This window comes from Streptomyces sp. NPDC002580 (assembly GCF_042889485.1).
GTDB lineage: Bacteria > Actinomycetota > Actinomycetes > Streptomycetales > Streptomycetaceae > Streptomyces.
This window is the reverse complement of the sequence record NZ_JBIAQZ010000001.1, coordinates 1327424-1344732: the sequence shown is the minus strand read 5'-3', so window position 1 is coordinate 1344732 and position 17309 is coordinate 1327424. Positions and strand designations below refer to the sequence as shown.

Here is a 17309-nt window from a genome sequence, read left to right as displayed (position 1 = left end):
TCGAGTTCACGCTCGTGCTGGTGCTCGTGCTCGCGGAGGGTCGGGTACCCGGGCCGGCCCGTGCCATCCCTGCGGTCCCCGGTCGCCCAGCCGGGTCAACCGGCTCTGGAACCAGTCGAGTCGGGCCTGGAGCAACGCCGCCTCCGCGACCAGTCCGGACACGCCGAGACCGGGGTCCGGCCCCCCGAGGCCTGCGCCGAGGACCCCGAGTCCGGCATCGGCGGTCACGGGGCCGGCGGCCCGGACCGACCGGTTCGGCACCAGTGCCTCGACCCCGAGGAGACCCGATCTCGTAGCATTCATTGCGAATACATCGTAGAAGAATTAAGTGGAGCTTCACGATGGAGCGGTCGACACTACTCCCATGACCCCTCCCACGACCCCTCCCGCGACCGGCGTCACGACCGCCGCGGGAACTCCCCCGGGCACCTCGCACCCGACGCGAGCCGCCGCCCCCTTCGGCCGCGCCCTCTGCGCGATGGTCACGCCCTTCACCGAGACGGGCGAACTGGACGCCGACGGGGCCCAGCGCCTCGCCGAGCGTCTGGTGGCCGAGGGGTGCGACGGGCTGGTCCTCTCCGGGACGACGGGCGAGTCACCGACCACGACGGACGCCGAGAAGGCCACGCTGGTCCGGGCGGTGCGGGAGGCCGTCGGTGACCGGGCGTCGATCGTGGCGGGGGTGGGCACGGCGGACACCCGGCACACCGTGGAGCTGGCCCTGGCGGCCGAGAAGGCGGGCGCGGACGGGCTGTTGGTGGTCGCGCCGTACTACAGCAGGCCTCCGCAGGACGCGGTCGAGGCGCACTTCCGGAAGATCGCCGACGCCTGCGGGCTGCCGCTCGTCGTGTACGACATCCCGGGCCGCACCGGCACGCGGGTCGAGCCGGAGACGATGATCCGGCTCTCGGAGCATCCCCGGATCGTGGCGGTCAAGGACTGCGCGTACGACCTCCTCGGCACCCAGAAGGTGCTGTCCCGCTCGGAGTTGGCGTACTACGCGGGCTGCGACGAGTACGTCCTCGCGCTGTACGCGATCGGCGCGGCCGGATACGTCAGCACGGTCGCGAACGCGGCTCCCCGCCACCTGCGGGCGATCCTGGACGCGTTCGACTCCGGGGACACCGCCGGGGCGGGCCACCACCAGCGACGGTTGCTCCCCCTGATCGAGTCGATGATGGCGGCGGGTCTGCCCGGCGCGGTCACGGCGAAGGCGGTGCTCGGCGCCCTCGGGCTGCCCGCGGGTCCGGTGCGGGCGCCGCTGCGGCCCGCCGACCGGCACGCGGTCGACGGGCTGCTGGCGACGTACGAGCGACTGGTGGCCGAGGTGTCCTGACGGGTGGGGCCGACCCCCGTCCGCCCCCTTCCGTCCTGGAGCGGGACGGCGCGTTTCCGCGCCGTCCCACTCCCTCTGCCCACCGCTCGGCGCTCGGCGCTCTCAGCGCTGCGCGAAGAGCGGAGTCCAGCGACCGGCCGCGCCGTCGTCGCCCTTCCGGAATCCGCTGAGCGGGACCTCCTTGTCGCTGCCGATGGTGATGAGCACGAGCCGGCTGTGGAACTCGTTCGTGCCGGGCAGGATGTCCCAGGCGATCAGCCGCTTGTTGTCGACCCAGGCGAGCAGTTGCTGCCCGCGCACCTTGGCCACCCGCTTGCCGGTGTAGGGATCGACGATCTCCGAGGCCGTCGTCTTCGCCCCACCCGCGAACTCACCGGCGGCGAGCTTGCCGTCCGGGGACAGTCGCGCTTCGACGGACCAGTGCAGGTGCTTCTCGTTCGCGGGCTCGTCGGTCTTGTCGCCCTTGAGGTCGTAGAACTGGACGTCGGGCTGCATGGTGCGCCCCGTGTAGACCAGCCGGTCGTCGTGACTGAAGGCGAAGTCCTGGCGGACGTTGACATTCTCGTTGTCCGTGACCTCGCTCCAGGAGCTCTTGCCGGAGGCCACGTCGACGATGGAGAAACCGGTCCGGTCCGATTCCTGGTAGTGCTTCTCCCAGTCGTTCTTCTTGCCGTCCCCGTCGGAGTCGTAGTCCGCCTTGTAGACGAGGTCCGGGTTCTTGGCGTACGTCGTCGCGACGAGTTGACTGCCGTCGGAAGAGAACTCGGCCGACGCGACCGCGTGGTCCACCGGGATCCAGCGCTCGATCTTCCCGGTGAGCAGGTCGAGCAGACCGATCCGCTTGGCCGGGAGTTCCTTCTCCAGGACGGCCGCGGTGCGCATCCCGGGAGCGACGCTGACGTAGGACCACTTGGTGGTCTTCACATACTTCCCGGTCTTCTGGTCGAGAAGACTGTAGGTACGCTCGAGGACGCCGACCTTCGAGGACCTCTCGACCCGGTCCGACGTGTAATAGGCGGCCAGTGCCGTGTCCCCCGCCGCGATCAGGTCCTTCGGCGGCGTCTGGTCCGGGTGGGCGATGATGTCGCTCAGGTTCGTCTCGCTCGCCAGGCGCGGGCCGTCCTGGCCGGAGTCCAGCAGCGGCACCACCACGGCGACGGCGACCACGGCGACGGTGGCCGCGGCGACGGCCGCGAACCTGCTGTTCCGGCGGCGCCGCTTGACGGTCAGCACCCGGTCGGCGAAGTTCGGCGCCAGCGGTGACTGCTGGACCGCCTTCCACCGCAGTGAGTCGCGTACCAGTTCTTCGACGTTCACGGACGCACCTCCACGGGCGAGAAGTCACGGGACGGCTGCCGCTCGGCCCCGGACGGGGCGAGTGCGGCGAGTTCGGGGGCGAGGGCGCGCAGTCGCGCCAGCGAGCGGTGCGTCGTGGAGCGGACGGTCCCGACGCTGCAGTTCAGCAGCCGGGCCACGTCGGCCTCCGGCAGGTCCTCGAAGTAGCGCAGCACCAGGACCGTGCGCTGCCGGGCGGTGAGCCGGGCGAGCGCTCCGCACATCACGACGCGCAGTTCGGTGGCTTCGGGGGCGTCCGCGCCCACCGTCCCCTCCGGGGGCTCGGCGACGCTCGTCTCCCGGCGCGGCCACTTGAGCCGCCAGCGGCTGACCTGCTGCCGGTAGAGGATCTGCCGTACGTACGCCTCGGGTTCGTCGATCCGGTGCCAGCGGCCCGCCGCCTTGATCATGGCGTTCTGCAGCAGATCCTCGCCCGCGTGCCGGTCCCCACCGCTCAACAGGACGGCCGTCTTGAGGAGCACGGACGACCTGGTCGCCACGAACTCCCGGAAACTCTCCTGCCCTTCGGCATCCATCGTCACCTTCTCTTCCCCGGCGGACCCTGTGTCCGGCCCCTGTACTCCTTGGGACGCGGCCGGCACGGTCCCGCTATGCCTGATCAGGCGAAGATCCCCGACTCGTTCGGACATCCGTGTTCCGCCGCCGGTGACGCGCCTTCTCACCGATCGAGTCGACGACGCCGTCCGGACCACCGGGCACGACCGGGACCCCACCCGATCCACCCGATGTACCGGATCCGCCCGCGGGCCGGTGCCCCGCCGTGGGCGGCCCGCCGGCCGAGGAACGGTCGGCGGGCCGCCCACGGTACGCGGGGAACCGATCAGCGCGAGCTGAAGAGCGGGCTCCAGCGTCCCGGATAGTCGTCACTCGCCTTGCGGAAGTCGCTCAGCGGTACGACCTTGTCGGTGCCGATGGTCACCAGCAGCAGCTGGTTGCGGAACTCCCCCTTGCCGCCGCACTTCTTGGGGTCGCAGCCCCAGGCGATGAGGCGCTTGTCGTCCGCCCAGGCCAGGAGCTGCTGCCCCGGTACGGTGGTGATCTGCTCACCGGTGCGCGGATCCAGGATCGCGGAGGCGATCGTGGTCCCGTGGCCCGCGAAGCCACCGGCGGCGAGCTTCCCGTCGGGCGACAGGGCCGCCTCGGCCTGGCCGACCGCCTTCTCCTCCGCCGGCCGGTCCGCCCGGTCGCCGTCGAGGCGGTAGTACTCGCGGAAGGGCTTCAGCACTGTTCGCGCGTAGACGAGCGTGCCGTCATGACTCCATTCGAAATCCTCGCGGCGGTTGTTGCCGAACAGCCCCGTTTTGTCTTTCCGCAGAGGCGCCTTGTGCCAGTCCGTCTTGCCCGAGTCCACGTCCACCACGCTGAACCCGGTACGGCTCGGCACGGGTCCCGGCACCACCTTGCCGTTGACGTTCTGCGGGTGGTCGGCGAAGTTGCGGTCGGGGTTCTTGGCGTAGGTCGTCGCGACGAGCTTCGTGCCGTCCGGCGAGAAGGCGACGGCCGCGACCCCCCGGTCCAGCGTGATCCAGCGGTCCACCTCGCCGGTCGTCAGATCGAGCAGTCCGATGCGCTTGGCGGGCAGTTCGCCCTCCAGCACGGCGGCGGTGCGGGAGCCGGGCGCCACGTCCAGGAAGGCCCAGTCGGCCTGCTTGTACGTGCCCGCCTTCTGGTCGAGGAGCCCGTACACACGCTGGGAGACGCTGTCGCCGTTCGGCTGTTTGACGTTCTTGCTCACGTAGAAGGCGGACAACACCGTGTCCCCCGCGGCGATCAGGTCCTTCGGCGGCGACTGATCGGGGTGGGCGATGATGTCGCTCCGGTTCATCTCACTCGCCGGCCGCACCCCGTGCCCGCTCCCGCCGAGGAGAGGCAGGGCCACCCCGACGGCGACCGCCACCGCGGTGGTCGCGGCGAGGGACGCGAGCCTGCGGGTCCTGCGCCGACGCCGGAGGGACAGGACCCGGTCGGCGAGGTGGGGGGACGCGGTCACACTGTCCGCGCCGACCTCCTCCTGAAAGGCGTCACGCACCAGATCGTCGACGTTCACGGACGCACCTCCACGGGCGAGAAGTCACGGGACGGCCGCTGCTCGGCCCCGGCCGGGCCGAGCGCGGCGAGTTCGGGGGCGAGAGTGCGCAGCCGGGCGAGCGAGCGGTGCGTCGTGGACCGTACGGTTCCCACCGAGCACCCCAGGATGCGGGCCACGTCGGACTCCGGAAGATCCTCGAAGTAGCGCAGCACGAGCACGGTGCGCTGGCGCGCGGTGAGCCGGGCCAGTGCCCCGCGCATCACGAGGCGCAGCTCGGCGGCCGACGTGGCGTCCGCTCCCGGGGCCCTCCCGCTGCCCGCCTCCGGTGTCACGGCGACGCTCAGTTCCCGGCGCCGCCATTTGAGCCGCCAGCGGCTGACCTGCTGCCGGTAGAGGATCTGCCGTACGTACGCCTCCGGTTCGTCGATCCGGTGCCAGCGGCCCACCGCCTTGATCAACGCGCTCTGCAGCAGATCCTCGCCCGCGTGCCGGTCCCCGCCGCTCAGCAGAACGGCCGTCTTCAGTAACGCGGACGATCTGTTCGCCACGAACTCCTGGAAACTCTCCTGCCCTTCGGCATCCATCGTCACCTTCTCTTCCCCGGCGGACCCTGTGCCCGGCTCTGTGCACCTCGTGACGCTCGCGCCCGTCCGCTTCTATGCCTGCCGCGGTGAGAAAAATGCCGGACCCCGCGCGGAGCACTCGTTCCGGGCCCCGCACGGGTACGGAATCCCCGCGACTCCGCCCCGCCTCTGCCGTACGTTGTCGAGGTGAGCCGACCTCTGCTGTACCTCGACGTCGACGGCCCCCTCAATCCGTACGCGGCCCAGAAGGAGCGCCGGCCCGAGGGGTACACGACGATCCGGGTGGCCCTGGAGCCGGGTCGGCCGCTGCGCGTCTGGCTCCATCCCGACCACGGCCGCGCTCTCCTCGCCCTCGGCTACGACCTGTGCTGGGCCACCACCTGGATGGACGCCGCCAACCGCTGGATCGCCCCCGTCATCGGTCTGCCCGAGCTGCCCTACGTCGACTTCACCGGTGCCCTGTTCGCCGAGCGGCCCGACGGCGTGCACTGGAAGACGGAACGCATCGTGGCCCACGCCGCGGGCCGCCCCTTCGCCTGGGTGGACGACGAACAGAGCCCGGCCGACGACGTGTTCGTCGCCGCCCACCATTCCGGACCCGCGCTGCTGCGTCACGTGAACCCCCGGCTCGGGCTGCGGGAGCCGGACTTCGAGGCCTTGAGGGAGTTCGTGAGGGGACGGTGACGACCACGTCCTCGGCCGGCCGCCAAGGAGCGCGGCCCGACCGCCGGCTCTAGGCTTCCAGGCCCGGCGGAACCGCCGGGGCCTCGGCCGGATGGGGGTAGGCGGCCGACCGGTGCTGGAAGGAGAGGATCTTCGGGTTCTGGACGACCCCGTCGCGGATCTCGACGGCCTTCGCGACGGTGACGTCGGCGTCCCATGCCGTGGGACCGCTCATCACCCTGCGCAGGTAGGGGAGCAGCGCCTCGCTGATCTCCCACGTGGCGGAGTTCCACAGGTGGGACGGGCTGTGGTCCACCGCGTAGTAGTGGCACCCCGGTCCGACCGCGGGCATGGGGTCACCGAAGGTGGTCGGACGGGCCCACCCGAAGCCCATGCCCTCGTCGCAGGCGACGTCGATGAAGAAGGTCCCCGGCCGGAACAGGGCGAGCTCCTCGTCGGTGACGAACGTGAGCGGCGCGTCCGTGTCCTGCAGGACACAGTTGACGATGATGTCGAACCCGGACAGGTACTCCGCCAGCGGCACGGACCCGGCCGCGGTGAACGCCAGCAGGCGCGTCGGATCGTCCTCCTGTTCCGCGAAGTGGCCCATCACGACCGAGGGCATCGGGGAGGCCACGGCCGCGGCGGCGCGCTGGGTGAGCACCGTGACGTCGGAGACCCCCATGGCGCCCAGGCCCGTGACCGCTCCGCGCGCGGTGGCGCCGAAGCTGATGACGACCGCGCGCAGGCGGCGCCCGTAGCTGCCGGTCAGCCCGCCGAGCTGCAGGGCGTGCAGTACGGAGCAGTAGCCCGCGAGCTCGTTGTTCTTGTGGAACACGTGGACGCTGAAGGCGCCCGCGGCGGTCCAGTGGTTCATGGCCTCCCAGGCGATCAGGGTCAGCCTTCGATCGATGGCGATCTGGGTCATCTTCTCGTCCTGCACGCAGTGGGGCCACCCCCACAGCACCTGGCCCGCGCGCAGCTCGGCGATGTCGTCGTGCGTCGGTTTGGGCAGCAGCACGATGTCGCACTCGGCGATAAGCCGCTCACGGGAGCGCAGGCCGCCCACGAGAGGGCGCAGCGCGTCGTCGGCGACTCCGAACCGTTGGCCGTAGCCCTGTTCGAGGAAGATCTTCTCGCGCACTTCCGGGGCGATCCGGTCGAAGTGGCGAGGGTGCAGCGGCAGGCGGAACTCGTTCTCCTTGCGGGAGGAGGCGAGTACTCCGAGACTCATCAGGCTCATGTGGGGCGGCTCGTTTCCGACCGGACGCTGTGTGCTCCGGTCTTGCCGTTCCCCGAGGGCGACGCCGAAATGGATGACGGCGTGCGAGGTACGCTCGGTACGGCCACCGTACTCCGGTCCCGGAGACGGAGCGGACACGCTCGTTCGAGCACAGGGCGCTCGGAGGTGTCCTCGATCAGCTGGTCCGGCCGCGTCGTCGAAGCTGCGCCGACTTCACGTACTGTCCTGCGGGCTTTCTCGAACCTGCTGGAGGACACCGTGACGGACCCGCTGTTGATCACGCTTGCCGATGCCCTGGCGAACCTCGTGGTCTCCATCGACCTGAGTGATGACGACGACGTCGACCCAGACGTCTGCGTGCCGTGGCTCGAGGACGTCGCGGCCACGCTCAACCAGCTCTCCGCCGAGGATCGGCACAGGCTCGCGCGGATCATCCGGGAGGTGGCCGCCGGGGAATCCGATACTCGGAGGCAGGCGGCACTCCTCGAAACGCCGGACCATTTCGGCCTCGAGGATTCGGACGACGCATGAGCGACTCCGTCGTTCCGGTTCTCCTCTTCTGGGTCTTCGGAGTGCCGCTCGCCGAGTCTCCGTCATCACTGCTCGGCCAGGTCACCAAGTGCTGGTGCTGTACGGCAGCGGAGTACAGCAACCCCCACGACCGCGGTCGCCCGTCATCGGCCGCAGCCGCACGGTCGACCGGTCAGGCGGACCTCAGCGACCGTCGCGCCCATAGCTCGCACCGAGGGGCGGCTCCATACGCGATCGGTGATCCGTGTGGCAGGGTGCGCACATGTCCGTCGACGTCGCCTATCCGATCTTCCACACCAGCGATCCCACCCAGGCGCTCCGAGTGGGGCGCCGGCTACTCACAGTGGCCGATCGGCAGGGGGCGCGGGTGTGCGTGGACGTCGAACTCACCACGGTCGAGGACGTACTGGACGCGGCGAGGGCACTGCCCGACGCCTGGTTCAGGAAAGAGGACACCGAGGACTGGGTCCGTGATCCAAGCGACCCGACCGGACTGCACTGCGGGGTCCACGCGCCCCTGCTCTCCACCGAACCCGCCTTCTTGTCGGCGCATCTGCCGCTCTGGGCCTCGATGCCGGACCAGCCCGTAGGCGGCATCGAGGACAGGTTCACGGCCCTGGCCGGCAGGCATGTGGCAGAGATCCACTGGAGCTCTCTGGTGTGGCCGACGGTTCCGGAACGTGGCCTGTACGCGGAAAGCAACCATGCCAAGGTGTCCGTGCTGTTCAACACCGCCACCCGCGAACTGGACGAGCGCGGCGACGGGCACACCGTCCTCGTGCATGTCCGCCGCGGAGGCGACAAGGAGTACCAGGAACGCCATGCGGCCTGGCTGGCCGAGCAGATCGGCCGGACCGTCATCGGTCCGCCGCAACCGAGCTAGTGGCCCAGACACCTACACCGGCCACGTGCCACAACCGTGCCACATCGTGCGCTCGACCCGGAGAAGACCGTCACGACCGATCCCTTGTGGGGCTATCTGGTCGCCGCCGGCGGCGTCGGAGTCCTCGCCGTTGCGGCGGCCGTGACAGCCGCATGGGTCGACGCCGTCGTGACGGTTGTCGCCCAAGCCGTTATGGCCGTCTTGATCTTCATGATCTTCTTGGGTGGGGGCGAGGTCCAGTCTCACCAGGATCAGTTGTGCCACGACGTGCCGTCAGCGGCCAGTTGCAAGGACAGTGGCTAACCCGTGTGCCGCCGTCTCGGTTTCCGTCTCGTTCAGCAACGTTCACGGCCGTTCAGACGGGACCAGGGACTGAGGGCCGACCGGAGCCCAGCCGCCGATGAGCGCAGGTGAACGCTCTCGTACACAGCCCGCCGCCATGCCAACGCGCTTGGAAAGCGTGTATGAAGACGGGCCTGTCAGTACCGGCACCTACCGTCCAGGGCATGACCATCAGACCATCTGTACGCTGGCGGGCTCGCCTGGATGACGAGGCAAGGGAACTCACTTCCGGGGTGCGAGACCCGAGCGACGCCTTCTTGTCCGAACTCTTCCCCGAGTCACTGCTGACGGCGACGGACAAGGCGCTACACGCGTTCGAGTCCGATGTACAGACGCTCCAGGACCGGGCCGACGAGCAGATCTTCGGAGCGGTCGAGCGGGTCGTTCGGGCGTTGAATGAGATCAACGAGGATCACGACGGCGCCGGCTACGAGACCGAAGAGCGCGAAGAGTTGTGCCTGTACATCGATCAGACCTTGACGGAGCACGGCATCGACGTCCCTGCCCTGGCAGTGAGGCGAGGTATCAGCCGCACAGAAATCACGGATGACTGGCGGGACTGGTAGCTGCTGCTGAAGTCTGTGAGCACCGCCGCACCACAAGCGCACCAGAACGAGCGGGGAACAGCGGGGAATCACGGTGAAGGCAGCTGGCTCCACGAGGCCGCAGTTCAGCCGTTCGCGCAGGTCAGTGACTGAACCAGCCGCAAATGTTCGCAGCTTCCCAAGCTGAGAGCGTGACGGGTGCACATCGGGTGGCCGCATCGCCCTTGTTTCCAAGGCGTGTTGCCTTCGGTGTGTCAGCAACGGCCATCTGCACGGGTGCAGCCTGTCGTCACCGTTCCGTCACAAGTAGTCGCCGCACGGAACCCTGCCGCTCTCCCGCCCTATCTGCCCTCACGCACCACGACCACGCGTACCGCGGGGCAACAACCGACGACCGAAACCCGCGGACGAGACGACTCAGGGGGACGACAACATGCGTCACAGCAACGGCATTCGCAGGGCGGGTCTGGCGACGACGGCGGTCACGGCCGTCGCGGCGGCGGTGACCGGCATCCTGCCCGGCACCGCCATGGCGGCGAGCACCACCACCTCTACCCCGCCGCCCGCCTGCCCGGCCTCCGCCCTCCAGGTCAGCGCCCGGCAGGCCGCCCACCCGCCCGTCGGGACCGGGACCGGGGCGGCGGTCGTGCAGTTCACCAACGTCTCCCGGAAGACGTGCGTCCTGAAGGGCCATCCGACGGTCGCGGGCGCCGGCAACGGCTCCCCCGCCCGCAACACCCCGCTCAAGGTCACCCCCACCGGCAGGGCAGCCACCGTGACGGTCCGGCCGCACGGCAAGGCGTGGGTGAAGCTGACCTTCGTCCAGGTCCAGGGGGAGGGCGACGGCTACTGCGTGTCGGGCAAGACCCCGGCGGCGTATCCGACGATGGTCATCGGGCTGCCGCACTCCGGGAAGCACCAGGTCGCCCTGAACGACGGGTGGTGGGCCGAGTGCGACAACAAGGTGACCGTCACCCCGGTCTCGGCGGTCAAGCCTTCCTGACCCCCCTGTCCCCACAAATCGAGCAGCCTGCATGACGATCGCGAGGCTCTGACCTACACGTTTACGAGGAACTGCACATAAGTACAGGTCAGCGACTCAATGCACCTTCGGTGTGCTGAGTCGCTGACCTGCGGTGATCAAACTCCGATGACACAAACTCGCGTCCGTCAAAGTCCGATGGCAAACGGTCGAGCGAGGCATAAGCGTGCGTGGTCGGTTGGCGCACCCGCCGTCGTGGCTGACTGTCGTCGGCTGAGGTTCAGACGGGGCGGGTCGAAGGTGCCGGCTGTCGGTCGAGCGGGCTGAAGCTGGGCCGTCTCTGGGCCGTCCGACGTTGCTCAACAGCGGCCAATGACGACCAACGACGACGGCCAAGCGTACGAGCCCATCGCCCCCGAGCAGCGAAAACGCAGGTCGCCAAGATCCCTGGCAAGACCCAGGGCAAGAAGAAGTAGTGCGCCGAGCGGTTAGCGAAGTCGTTTGAGTCAGGCCGTGTGACGCTGGCGAGCGCGGAGCCAGCGGACACCCTTCACGGTGTACACGGCGGACATGAGCACGAAGCCAGCGCCGGTGAGCCAGAAGCAGGGTTCCGCGACTGCGAGACTCAGCACCAGGCCGCCGAAGAGCAGCAGGGAGGCGACGACGTCCAGCAGGTCAAGGCGCGCCTCGAAACGCACCGCCGAGTCGGATCCGCGCAGTCGACGGAGGACGGGAACGAGGCCGAGGGCCTGCAAGACGGCCAGACCGAGAGCGAGCCAGACGCACCAGCCGGTATGTCCACGGCGCGCACCCCGAGGACACGGCGTTCGAGCTGCAGAATTACCTGCCGGTGCCGTAAGGGCAGGTCGGGGGGCTCGCTCGTGCGGCGCGTAGGGCCCAGGGTGGTTGACCGCCGGCCCCAGGGCGTCCCACTCGCCGGGTCGCAACGCGCGGGCGCCCTACACGGCGCCTTTCAGACCGAATTGGCTGCCGAGCTCGTAGACATAGCGGTAGGGCGAGTCGTTGAGACGCGTCTGGGAGGCCTGCAACGCGTGGGCCGACCGTACGATGCCTGCGACCAGTTGACCGGTCGCAAGTACCGCTCCCCCAAAGGTTGCTGCGGCTGCTCCGTGCCCATCCCACGTATTGCCGAACACGGGGGCTGCCACTGCTGCCGCCGCCAGGCTCGTAACGATGCTGTGCCCCCCATCCAAGGTGCGATAGGCGATGCTTCTGGTGATATTCCTGGTTCCCAGATTCTTGTGATGCAGCAGGCTTGTCTCGATTTCCTCCAGCGGACCTTTCAGTCGTTCCTTGAGTTTTCGGTTGATCTCGTCGAGAGATTCCAGGTCGGAGAAGCTGGAAAACATTCTGGCCATCTCTTCGCGGATGATCGTAAATTCCGGCTCGTGCAATCTTCGGAAATCGACTATCTCCTCCAGGTTTCCCCGTGCCGGAACTGGCAGCAGTTGACTGATAACGAGGGATGCGCCTACCTCTTCGCTCAGAAGTCCCGACGTCCCCTGAATCATCCGCTGAGGTGTCGACAGGAGGACCCAGTCAGAATTCTGCGAGCAGTGCCATTCGGCCAGCGTGGCGAGGACGTCCCGTATCACGGGTGTGGGGCCGATCAGCGTTCCGGCCCAGGCTCCCTGCGAGTGGGGCACAAACCACATGCCCGCTTCGGTCGCCAAGAACTCAAATACCCGTCCTGTGCCGATCTTTCCGACGGAGAGGGTACTCAGGTGCTTGGGGAGGCCGGCCATGCTCGTCTGGTTTTCGGAACGGAGCCAGGGCATTGCCAGCAGGTGGCGCGCCGTCTCCGTCCTGGAGCGGCACGCGGCCAGACGGGACCTCGCCTCCCTCAGGGTTCGTCGCAGGTGGCGTCGTTCGCGTGCCAGAACGCTCAAGCGCTGCAGGGCCGAGTAATAGCAGGTGAGCTGATCATCTTGTGGAAGGGAGTCGATCTGCCGACGGGTCTCCTCGATCTCCGTGTCGTTGTGGCGCAGGGCGGCTTCACGTTCGAGGCCCGACTCCATCCCGTATATGATTTCGTTACGAGCGCGCATCACCGATGCGAAAAGGAGTCTGTTCGCCTCCCGTTTCGCGGTCAAGATCGACTGTAGTTCACGTCGCATGTCTTCCAGTTGCGACTCGAGCGCTTCTATTTCACTCACTTTTCTATCGAGTCGTTGCTGAAGGGATGACGCTTCGGCGGACAAGCTCGCCTCGTCTGTCTCTCCAGTCGCGATCCGTGCAAAATAGCCCGAGTTCAGCAGGGCCCGATCGTGGGGATCGGTCCTGCGGAGCCACGACTCGATCCATTCGCTGTTGTTCCGTTGGTTCCACTCGCTCATCCCACCGCGCCAATGAGGCAGCTTCTCCCGGAGAATGTCCACCAGATCGTCCGGTATCAGCGCTGAGGCCAGGGAGAGAGGGCTGTAGAGCGATCCCAGAAGCGTTCTGAGTCGATGAGCGGCGGTCTTGTCAGCTCCGTCCTCCCAGGATTCAGGCGCGAACGTGGCCACCTTGTCCTGATACAGGATGGATGGAATCAGCCATTCCAACGGCGGGCTGACGTCCGGCTCCCAGAGTGCGGTGATGAGTTCACGCATGAGTAGATCGAAGCACGTACGAGGCAGCGCCGAGACCGTGTTGCACGAGTCCGGCCTGTCTGGGAGGGGGCCGACTCGGCCTGCTTCCTCCGTCGTCAGTAGCGGCCTCTCCGGTTACTGCAAGCGACGCCGAGAGGCTGTAAATCCTGACCGCAGGTTGGCCGCACTGGTCAAAGGTGGGATCCCGGCGACTCGAGGTGAGACAGGATGAACGTTAGGAGGGGTACCCCTCGCCGGAGGGACACCCTTCGTGCCAGCGAGCACACGCGGTTGCACTGTCCTGACATCCACGGGTGACATCAAGGCCCGCCGGACGCCAGCACTCCTCGGTGGTCCAGCACAGCCAGTGTGGCCGGGCAGCTCGCCAGCAGAACCAGGCAGCGATCGAACTCCCAAGGCGGGTGTCGCACCTATCTGCGGCGCCGGATGTACCAAGCCGCCACCAGTACGATGAGAATGGCAACGGCGAAGGCCCACACGGTTGTTGCGCCGTGGTACGAGCGGTAGGCGATTAAAGCAAGCATGTTCAGGCGGATACCCCGGGCGTGCGGGCTTCAGCCGACCCGTGTCGCCCGCGCCTCTGTCGAATGCGTGTCGAAGGCGCCGAAATTTCGCGCTTCGCCTCCGAGAAGCGCCAGGTCAGAGGAGATGCGCCAGTGATCTCGCCAGGCGCCTTCCAAACGCTCGGTCGTTTCGGAACGTGTCACTGCCGTGCCACATCGTGTGGTCAACCACGGTCAACGACGGCTCGCTACAGTCGAGATGCGCCGTTCACCCGGGCTGGCGCTACGGCGGTAGTGACCTGGACGGACACGCAGACGACCATGTCCGCCCTTACAAGGCGGCTGTCTCCCTCAACGCACGAGCGCCCTCCCGGGCCGTCCTGGGGCCGTGGAAGGGCGCTCGATGGTGACCAACGTCGACAGGTGCCGACAGCTCGGCAGCAGGTCAGAGCGGTGATCGATTGGACGGCCGCAGGTCACGGCCGCCCTTGATCAGTTGTGGCTGTGCAGGACCTCGTTCAGGCCGCCCCAGACCGCGTTGTTCGGGCGGGCCTCGACGGTTCCGGTGACCGAGTTGCGGCGGAAGAGGATGTTCGAAGCCCCGGACAGTTCGCGGGCCTTGACGATGTCGCCGTCGGGCATCGTCACGCGCGTCCCGGCGGTGACGTAGAGGCCGGCCTCGACCACGCACTCGTCACCGAGGGCGATACCGACGCCCGCCTCCGCGCCGACGAGGCAGCGCTCGCCGATGGTGATACGGACGTTGCCGCCACCCGAGAGGGTGCCCATGGTGGACGCGCCGCCACCGATGTCCGAACCGTCGCCGACGACGACACCGGCGGAGATGCGGCCTTCGACCATGGAGGTGCCGAGCGTGCCCGCGTTGAAGTTCACGAAGCCCTCGTGCATGACGGTCGTGCCCGCGGCGAGGTGCGCGCCGAGGCGGACCCGGTCGGCGTCGGCGATACGGACGCCCTTGGGCACGACGTAGTCCGTCATGCGCGGGAACTTGTCGATGGAGGTCACCTGGAGGTGCAGGCCCGCGGCGCGCGCGTTCAGCCGGACCTTCTCGACGTCGTCGACGGCGACCGGACCGAGCGAGGTCCAGGCGACGTTGGTGAGCAGGCCGAAGACGCCGTCCAGGTTCTGGCCGTGCGGCTCGACCAGGCGGTGCGAGAGAAGGTGCAGGCGCAGGTACGCGTCGTGCGCGTCGAGCGGCTTGTCGTCCAGGGACGCGATGACCGTGCGGACCGCGACCACCTCGACTCCCCGGCGGGCGTCCGGGCCGATCGCCTGCGCCGCTCCCTCGCCGAGCAGTTCGACGGCCCGCTCGGCGGACAGCCGCTCGGTGCCGGCCGGACCGGGCTCGGCGGACAGCTCGGGGGCGGGGAACCAGGTGTCGAGAACAGTGCCGTCGGCGGTGAGGGTGGCGAGCCCGGCGGCGACGGCGCCGGTGGTACGAGAAGCAGTCGTGTCGGTCATGAGTGCAACCTAACTTGACGGGGCCCGCCCGGGCGAACCGGGCTCGGGACGTCTCAGGAACCGGGCGTCCGGTCGCCGCCCGGGACCGCGCCCCTCCGCCCCGGGGCACCCCGGAACCACCGCCGCCGACCGGCCCGCCCCGGTCCTCGAACGCCGTCGCCGACCGCCCCACCCCGGGCTCGAACGCCACCGCGGGACCGCCCACCGCTCCGGACGCTCCAGGTGCGCCGGGTGCTCCAGGCGCACCCGGTCCGCCGGGCGCTCCCGGTACGCCCGATTCAGTCCAGCAGCGACGTCTTCGGCCTCAGTACACAGAACTCGTTGCCCTCGGGGTCGGCGAGGACGACCCAGCTGATGTCCTCGCCCTGTCCCACGTCCGCCCGGCGCGCCCCGAGGGCGAGGATCCGCTCGACCTCGGCGGCCTGGTCGTCCGGCGCGAGATCGATGTGGAGCCGGTTCTTGCCTGTCTTTCGCTCGCCGACCGGCACGAAGCAGAGCCCGGGCCTCGCGTGGATGTCGGAGCCGATGACGATCTCGTCCTCGGCCTCGAACAGCACCCGCCAGTCGAGGACTCGGCACCAGAAGCGTGCCAGCGCAGGCAGGTCGTGGGCGTCGACGACGAGTTGATGGAAGGAGATCGCCATGACCGGCAGTCTCCCCCGACTCCAGGACGCACGCCACCTGGATTCACCGGACCACGCACCGGTGCGTCCCCGCACACCCGGGCGCTCCCTTGCCGCTTCGGCGCCTGCCCGCCACCCGCGCACTTCAGCCGGGCCGCGGACCACCGGGCGGCCGGACCACCGGGCTACCGGGCTACCGGGCTACCGGGCTACCGGGCCGTCGACTGTAGACCACCGGACGGAAATCGAGGGGCGGTCAACTCCCGATCGCCGAAGGGCAATTACCGGAAACGTCGGACAACCCATCCGTCCGACCCGGGAATCCTTCGGCTACATCGGACAACTCCCCGATATCGCCAGGCGATTCCTCGATATCACTGAGGGAAACGACTGCTCAGAAGTCACCGGTTCCACTACTGTTTCACCAGTCGCGCACCGGGCCTCCATGACCACCCGCTCCGTGTGCTCGCGTCCTCCACCTCTCGCGTCGCCCGCTCGTACGCCTGCCCCCCTTTAGGAACGTGTATGCCCGAAGTGACGCCCGGGTCCGGGCCCGACCAGCCCGGTCCCTCCAGGGAGATAGCACCCTGGCGCCCCACCCCGCACGGCCCGCCCTACCCGATGACCACCGACCTCGTCCACGTGCCCAGGGCTCCCTGGGAGCCGGCCGGAGCCGATGACGGGGGCAGGTTGCCCGGAACGCGCCGGCTCTGGCTGGCCGGCGGCCTCGCGGTGGCCGTGACGATCGCCGCCGTGACCGCGGTCACCGTACAGGGCAATCGTTCTGACGACTCGTCACGGAATCGGGCGGACAACAGGACCGTCGCCGACACGACGAACCCCTTCGCCCCCGGTGCCGCCGCCCCCGGCGGGGCGAACACGGCTCCGCCGGGCAAGGACGCGTTGTCCTCGCCGGAGGCCACGGGCTCGGCGTCGGGGGATTCCACCGCAAGGGGTTCCGCCTCGCCGGAGCCTTCGGACCGGGGTTCGGACAGCCGGCCCGTCCCCGGAGCGTCGGCACCCGCGGCGTCGGGGACCGCTTCCTCGCCCCGGCCCGCCTCCTCGCGGAAGTCGGTCCAGGCGGTCAACTACCCCGACCGCTTCTGGCATGTGAGCGGCGGTACGGTCCGGCTCGACCCGGTGGGCCCGGACAGTTCGGCCGCGACCCGGAGCTCCGCCAGCTTCACGGTGGTCCCGGGACTGGCGCAGCCGGACTGCTACTCCTTCGCCACCACCGACGGCACCTACCTGCGCCACCGCGACTTCGTGCTGCGCGCCGACCGGGCGGACGGCTCCGACCTCTTCCGGAAGGACGCCACGTTCTGCCCCCGCGTGTCCCGCCGCTCGGGCGCCGTCAGGCTTGAGTCGGTCAACTACCCGGGCCGTTTCCTGCGCCACCGCGACTTCCAGCTCCGCCTCGATCGTTCCGAGAACAGCAGGAGCTTCCGGGCGGACTCGGCGTTCCGGCTGACGCGGGGCCTGGCCTGAGGTCCCGCGCTCCACGAGGAAACGCCGTGGGGCGGCACCCCGAAAGGTGCCGCCCCACGCGACGTGACCGCCCACCGAGGTCCCGGACCGCCGAAGCGGTCAGG

At 68.9% G+C, this 17309-nt stretch carries 17 protein-coding genes; 8 read left to right on the top strand and 9 right to left on the bottom strand.

Annotated elements, in window-relative coordinates:
- Positions 1–364 precede the first annotated feature (364 nt).
- Complete coding sequence (dapA, locus tag ACFYW7_RS05790) at positions 365–1336, top strand: 4-hydroxy-tetrahydrodipicolinate synthase (protein ID WP_389498205.1); 972 nt, start codon at positions 365–367, stop codon at positions 1334–1336.
- 102 nt (positions 1337–1438) lie between these two features.
- Here the strand turns inward: dapA and ACFYW7_RS05785 are convergent, their stop codons facing one another.
- The 4 genes from ACFYW7_RS05785 to ACFYW7_RS05770 form a co-directional block, all read right to left on the bottom strand.
- Positions 1439–2653, bottom strand: coding sequence for a WD40 repeat domain-containing protein (locus tag ACFYW7_RS05785; RefSeq protein WP_389498203.1), 1215 nt, complete (start codon positions 2651–2653; stop codon positions 1439–1441).
- The gene (locus ACFYW7_RS05780; RefSeq protein ID WP_389498201.1) at positions 2650–3207 is read right to left on the bottom strand and encodes a SigE family RNA polymerase sigma factor; all 558 of its coding nucleotides are present in this window, start codon (positions 3205–3207) and stop codon (positions 2650–2652) included. The genes ACFYW7_RS05785 and ACFYW7_RS05780 overlap by 4 nt, the downstream gene beginning before the upstream one ends.
- A 305-nt stretch (positions 3208–3512) precedes the next feature.
- A complete protein-coding gene (locus ACFYW7_RS05775) occupies positions 3513–4739 on the bottom strand; it encodes a WD40 repeat domain-containing protein (RefSeq protein ID WP_389498199.1) in 1227 nt (408 codons plus the stop codon).
- Positions 4736–5305, bottom strand: a complete 570-nt coding sequence (locus tag ACFYW7_RS05770) for a SigE family RNA polymerase sigma factor (RefSeq protein WP_389498196.1) — start codon at positions 5303–5305, stop codon at positions 4736–4738. The genes ACFYW7_RS05775 and ACFYW7_RS05770 overlap by 4 nt, the downstream gene beginning before the upstream one ends.
- Positions 5306–5491: 186 nt before the next feature.
- Between ACFYW7_RS05770 and ACFYW7_RS05765 the strand changes: the two genes are divergently transcribed.
- Positions 5492–5989 (top strand): hypothetical protein, encoded by a 498-nt coding sequence (locus tag ACFYW7_RS05765; RefSeq protein WP_389498193.1) that lies wholly within the window; start codon positions 5492–5494, stop codon positions 5987–5989.
- Positions 5990–6038: 49 nt separating this feature from the next.
- Here the strand turns inward: ACFYW7_RS05765 and ACFYW7_RS05760 are convergent, their stop codons facing one another.
- Positions 6039–7211 (bottom strand): N(5)-(carboxyethyl)ornithine synthase, encoded by a 1173-nt coding sequence (locus ACFYW7_RS05760; protein WP_389498191.1) that lies wholly within the window; start codon positions 7209–7211, stop codon positions 6039–6041.
- Positions 7212–7376: 165 nt separating this feature from the next.
- Here ACFYW7_RS05760 and ACFYW7_RS05755 point away from each other — a divergent pair, with 165 nt between their 5' ends.
- The 5 genes from ACFYW7_RS05755 to ACFYW7_RS05735 all read left to right on the top strand — a co-directional run bounded on the left by ACFYW7_RS05755 (position 7377) and on the right by ACFYW7_RS05735 (position 10515).
- Entirely contained in the window at positions 7377–7742 is a 366-nt protein-coding gene (locus ACFYW7_RS05755) for a hypothetical protein (RefSeq protein ID WP_389498189.1), read from the top strand.
- A gap of 262 nt (positions 7743–8004) precedes the next feature.
- A complete protein-coding gene (locus ACFYW7_RS05750; protein WP_389498187.1) occupies positions 8005–8625 on the top strand; it encodes a hypothetical protein in 621 nt (206 codons plus the stop codon).
- A 36-nt stretch (positions 8626–8661) separates the two neighbouring features.
- A complete protein-coding gene (locus ACFYW7_RS05745; RefSeq protein ID WP_389498185.1) occupies positions 8662–8928 on the top strand; it encodes a DUF6234 family protein in 267 nt (88 codons plus the stop codon).
- A gap of 203 nt (positions 8929–9131) precedes the next feature.
- Positions 9132–9533 (top strand): hypothetical protein, encoded by a 402-nt coding sequence (locus tag ACFYW7_RS05740; RefSeq protein ID WP_389498183.1) that lies wholly within the window; start codon positions 9132–9134, stop codon positions 9531–9533.
- Positions 9534–9945: 412 nt separating this feature from the next.
- Positions 9946–10515 carry a DUF4232 domain-containing protein gene (locus tag ACFYW7_RS05735; RefSeq protein ID WP_389498181.1) on the top strand — a complete coding sequence of 190 codons (570 nt, stop codon included), beginning with the start codon at positions 9946–9948 and terminating at the stop codon, positions 10513–10515.
- A gap of 485 nt (positions 10516–11000) precedes the next feature.
- On the opposite strand, the gene ACFYW7_RS05730 is transcribed toward ACFYW7_RS05735, so the two are convergent.
- From ACFYW7_RS05730 to ACFYW7_RS05715, 4 genes are all read right to left on the bottom strand, one after another.
- Entirely contained in the window at positions 11001–11192 is a 192-nt protein-coding gene (locus ACFYW7_RS05730) for a hypothetical protein (protein WP_389498179.1), read from the bottom strand.
- 261 nt (positions 11193–11453) lie between these two features.
- Entirely contained in the window at positions 11454–13109 is a 1656-nt protein-coding gene (locus ACFYW7_RS05725; protein ID WP_389498177.1) for a DUF6236 family protein, read from the bottom strand.
- Between the two features lie 995 nt (positions 13110–14104).
- A complete protein-coding gene (gene dapD, locus ACFYW7_RS05720) occupies positions 14105–15094 on the bottom strand; it encodes a 2,3,4,5-tetrahydropyridine-2,6-dicarboxylate N-succinyltransferase (RefSeq protein ID WP_389498175.1) in 990 nt (329 codons plus the stop codon).
- A 278-nt stretch (positions 15095–15372) separates the two neighbouring features.
- Positions 15373–15738 carry a VOC family protein gene (locus ACFYW7_RS05715; RefSeq protein WP_389498173.1) on the bottom strand — a complete coding sequence of 122 codons (366 nt, stop codon included), beginning with the start codon at positions 15736–15738 and terminating at the stop codon, positions 15373–15375.
- A 504-nt stretch (positions 15739–16242) separates the two neighbouring features.
- Here ACFYW7_RS05715 and ACFYW7_RS05710 point away from each other — a divergent pair.
- Positions 16243–17205, top strand: coding sequence for an AbfB domain-containing protein (locus ACFYW7_RS05710; protein ID WP_389498171.1), 963 nt, complete (start codon positions 16243–16245; stop codon positions 17203–17205).
- Positions 17206–17309: the final 104 nt, after the last annotated feature.

Excerpts from the sequence above, each read along its gene's own strand:
- dapA (WP_389498205.1), top strand. The coding sequence starts at position 365 with ATGACCCCTCCCACGACCCCTCCCGCGACCGGCGTCACGACCGCCGCG.
- ACFYW7_RS05780 (WP_389498201.1), bottom strand. The coding sequence starts at position 3,207 with ATGGATGCCGAAGGGCAGGAGAGTTTCCGGGAGTTCGTGGCGACCAGG.
- ACFYW7_RS05770 (WP_389498196.1), bottom strand. The coding sequence starts at position 5,305 with ATGGATGCCGAAGGGCAGGAGAGTTTCCAGGAGTTCGTGGCGAACAGA.
- ACFYW7_RS05760 (WP_389498191.1), bottom strand. The coding sequence starts at position 7,211 with ATGAGCCTGATGAGTCTCGGAGTACTCGCCTCCTCCCGCAAGGAGAAC.
- ACFYW7_RS05750 (WP_389498187.1), top strand. The coding sequence starts at position 8,005 with ATGTCCGTCGACGTCGCCTATCCGATCTTCCACACCAGCGATCCCACC.
- ACFYW7_RS05740 (WP_389498183.1), top strand. The coding sequence starts at position 9,132 with ATGACCATCAGACCATCTGTACGCTGGCGGGCTCGCCTGGATGACGAG.
- ACFYW7_RS05735 (WP_389498181.1), top strand. The coding sequence starts at position 9,946 with ATGCGTCACAGCAACGGCATTCGCAGGGCGGGTCTGGCGACGACGGCG.
- ACFYW7_RS05725 (WP_389498177.1), bottom strand. The coding sequence starts at position 13,109 with ATGCGTGAACTCATCACCGCACTCTGGGAGCCGGACGTCAGCCCGCCG.
- dapD (WP_389498175.1), bottom strand. The coding sequence starts at position 15,094 with ATGACCGACACGACTGCTTCTCGTACCACCGGCGCCGTCGCCGCCGGG.
- ACFYW7_RS05715 (WP_389498173.1), bottom strand. The coding sequence starts at position 15,738 with ATGGCGATCTCCTTCCATCAACTCGTCGTCGACGCCCACGACCTGCCT.
- ACFYW7_RS05710 (WP_389498171.1), top strand. The coding sequence starts at position 16,243 with ATGCCCGAAGTGACGCCCGGGTCCGGGCCCGACCAGCCCGGTCCCTCC.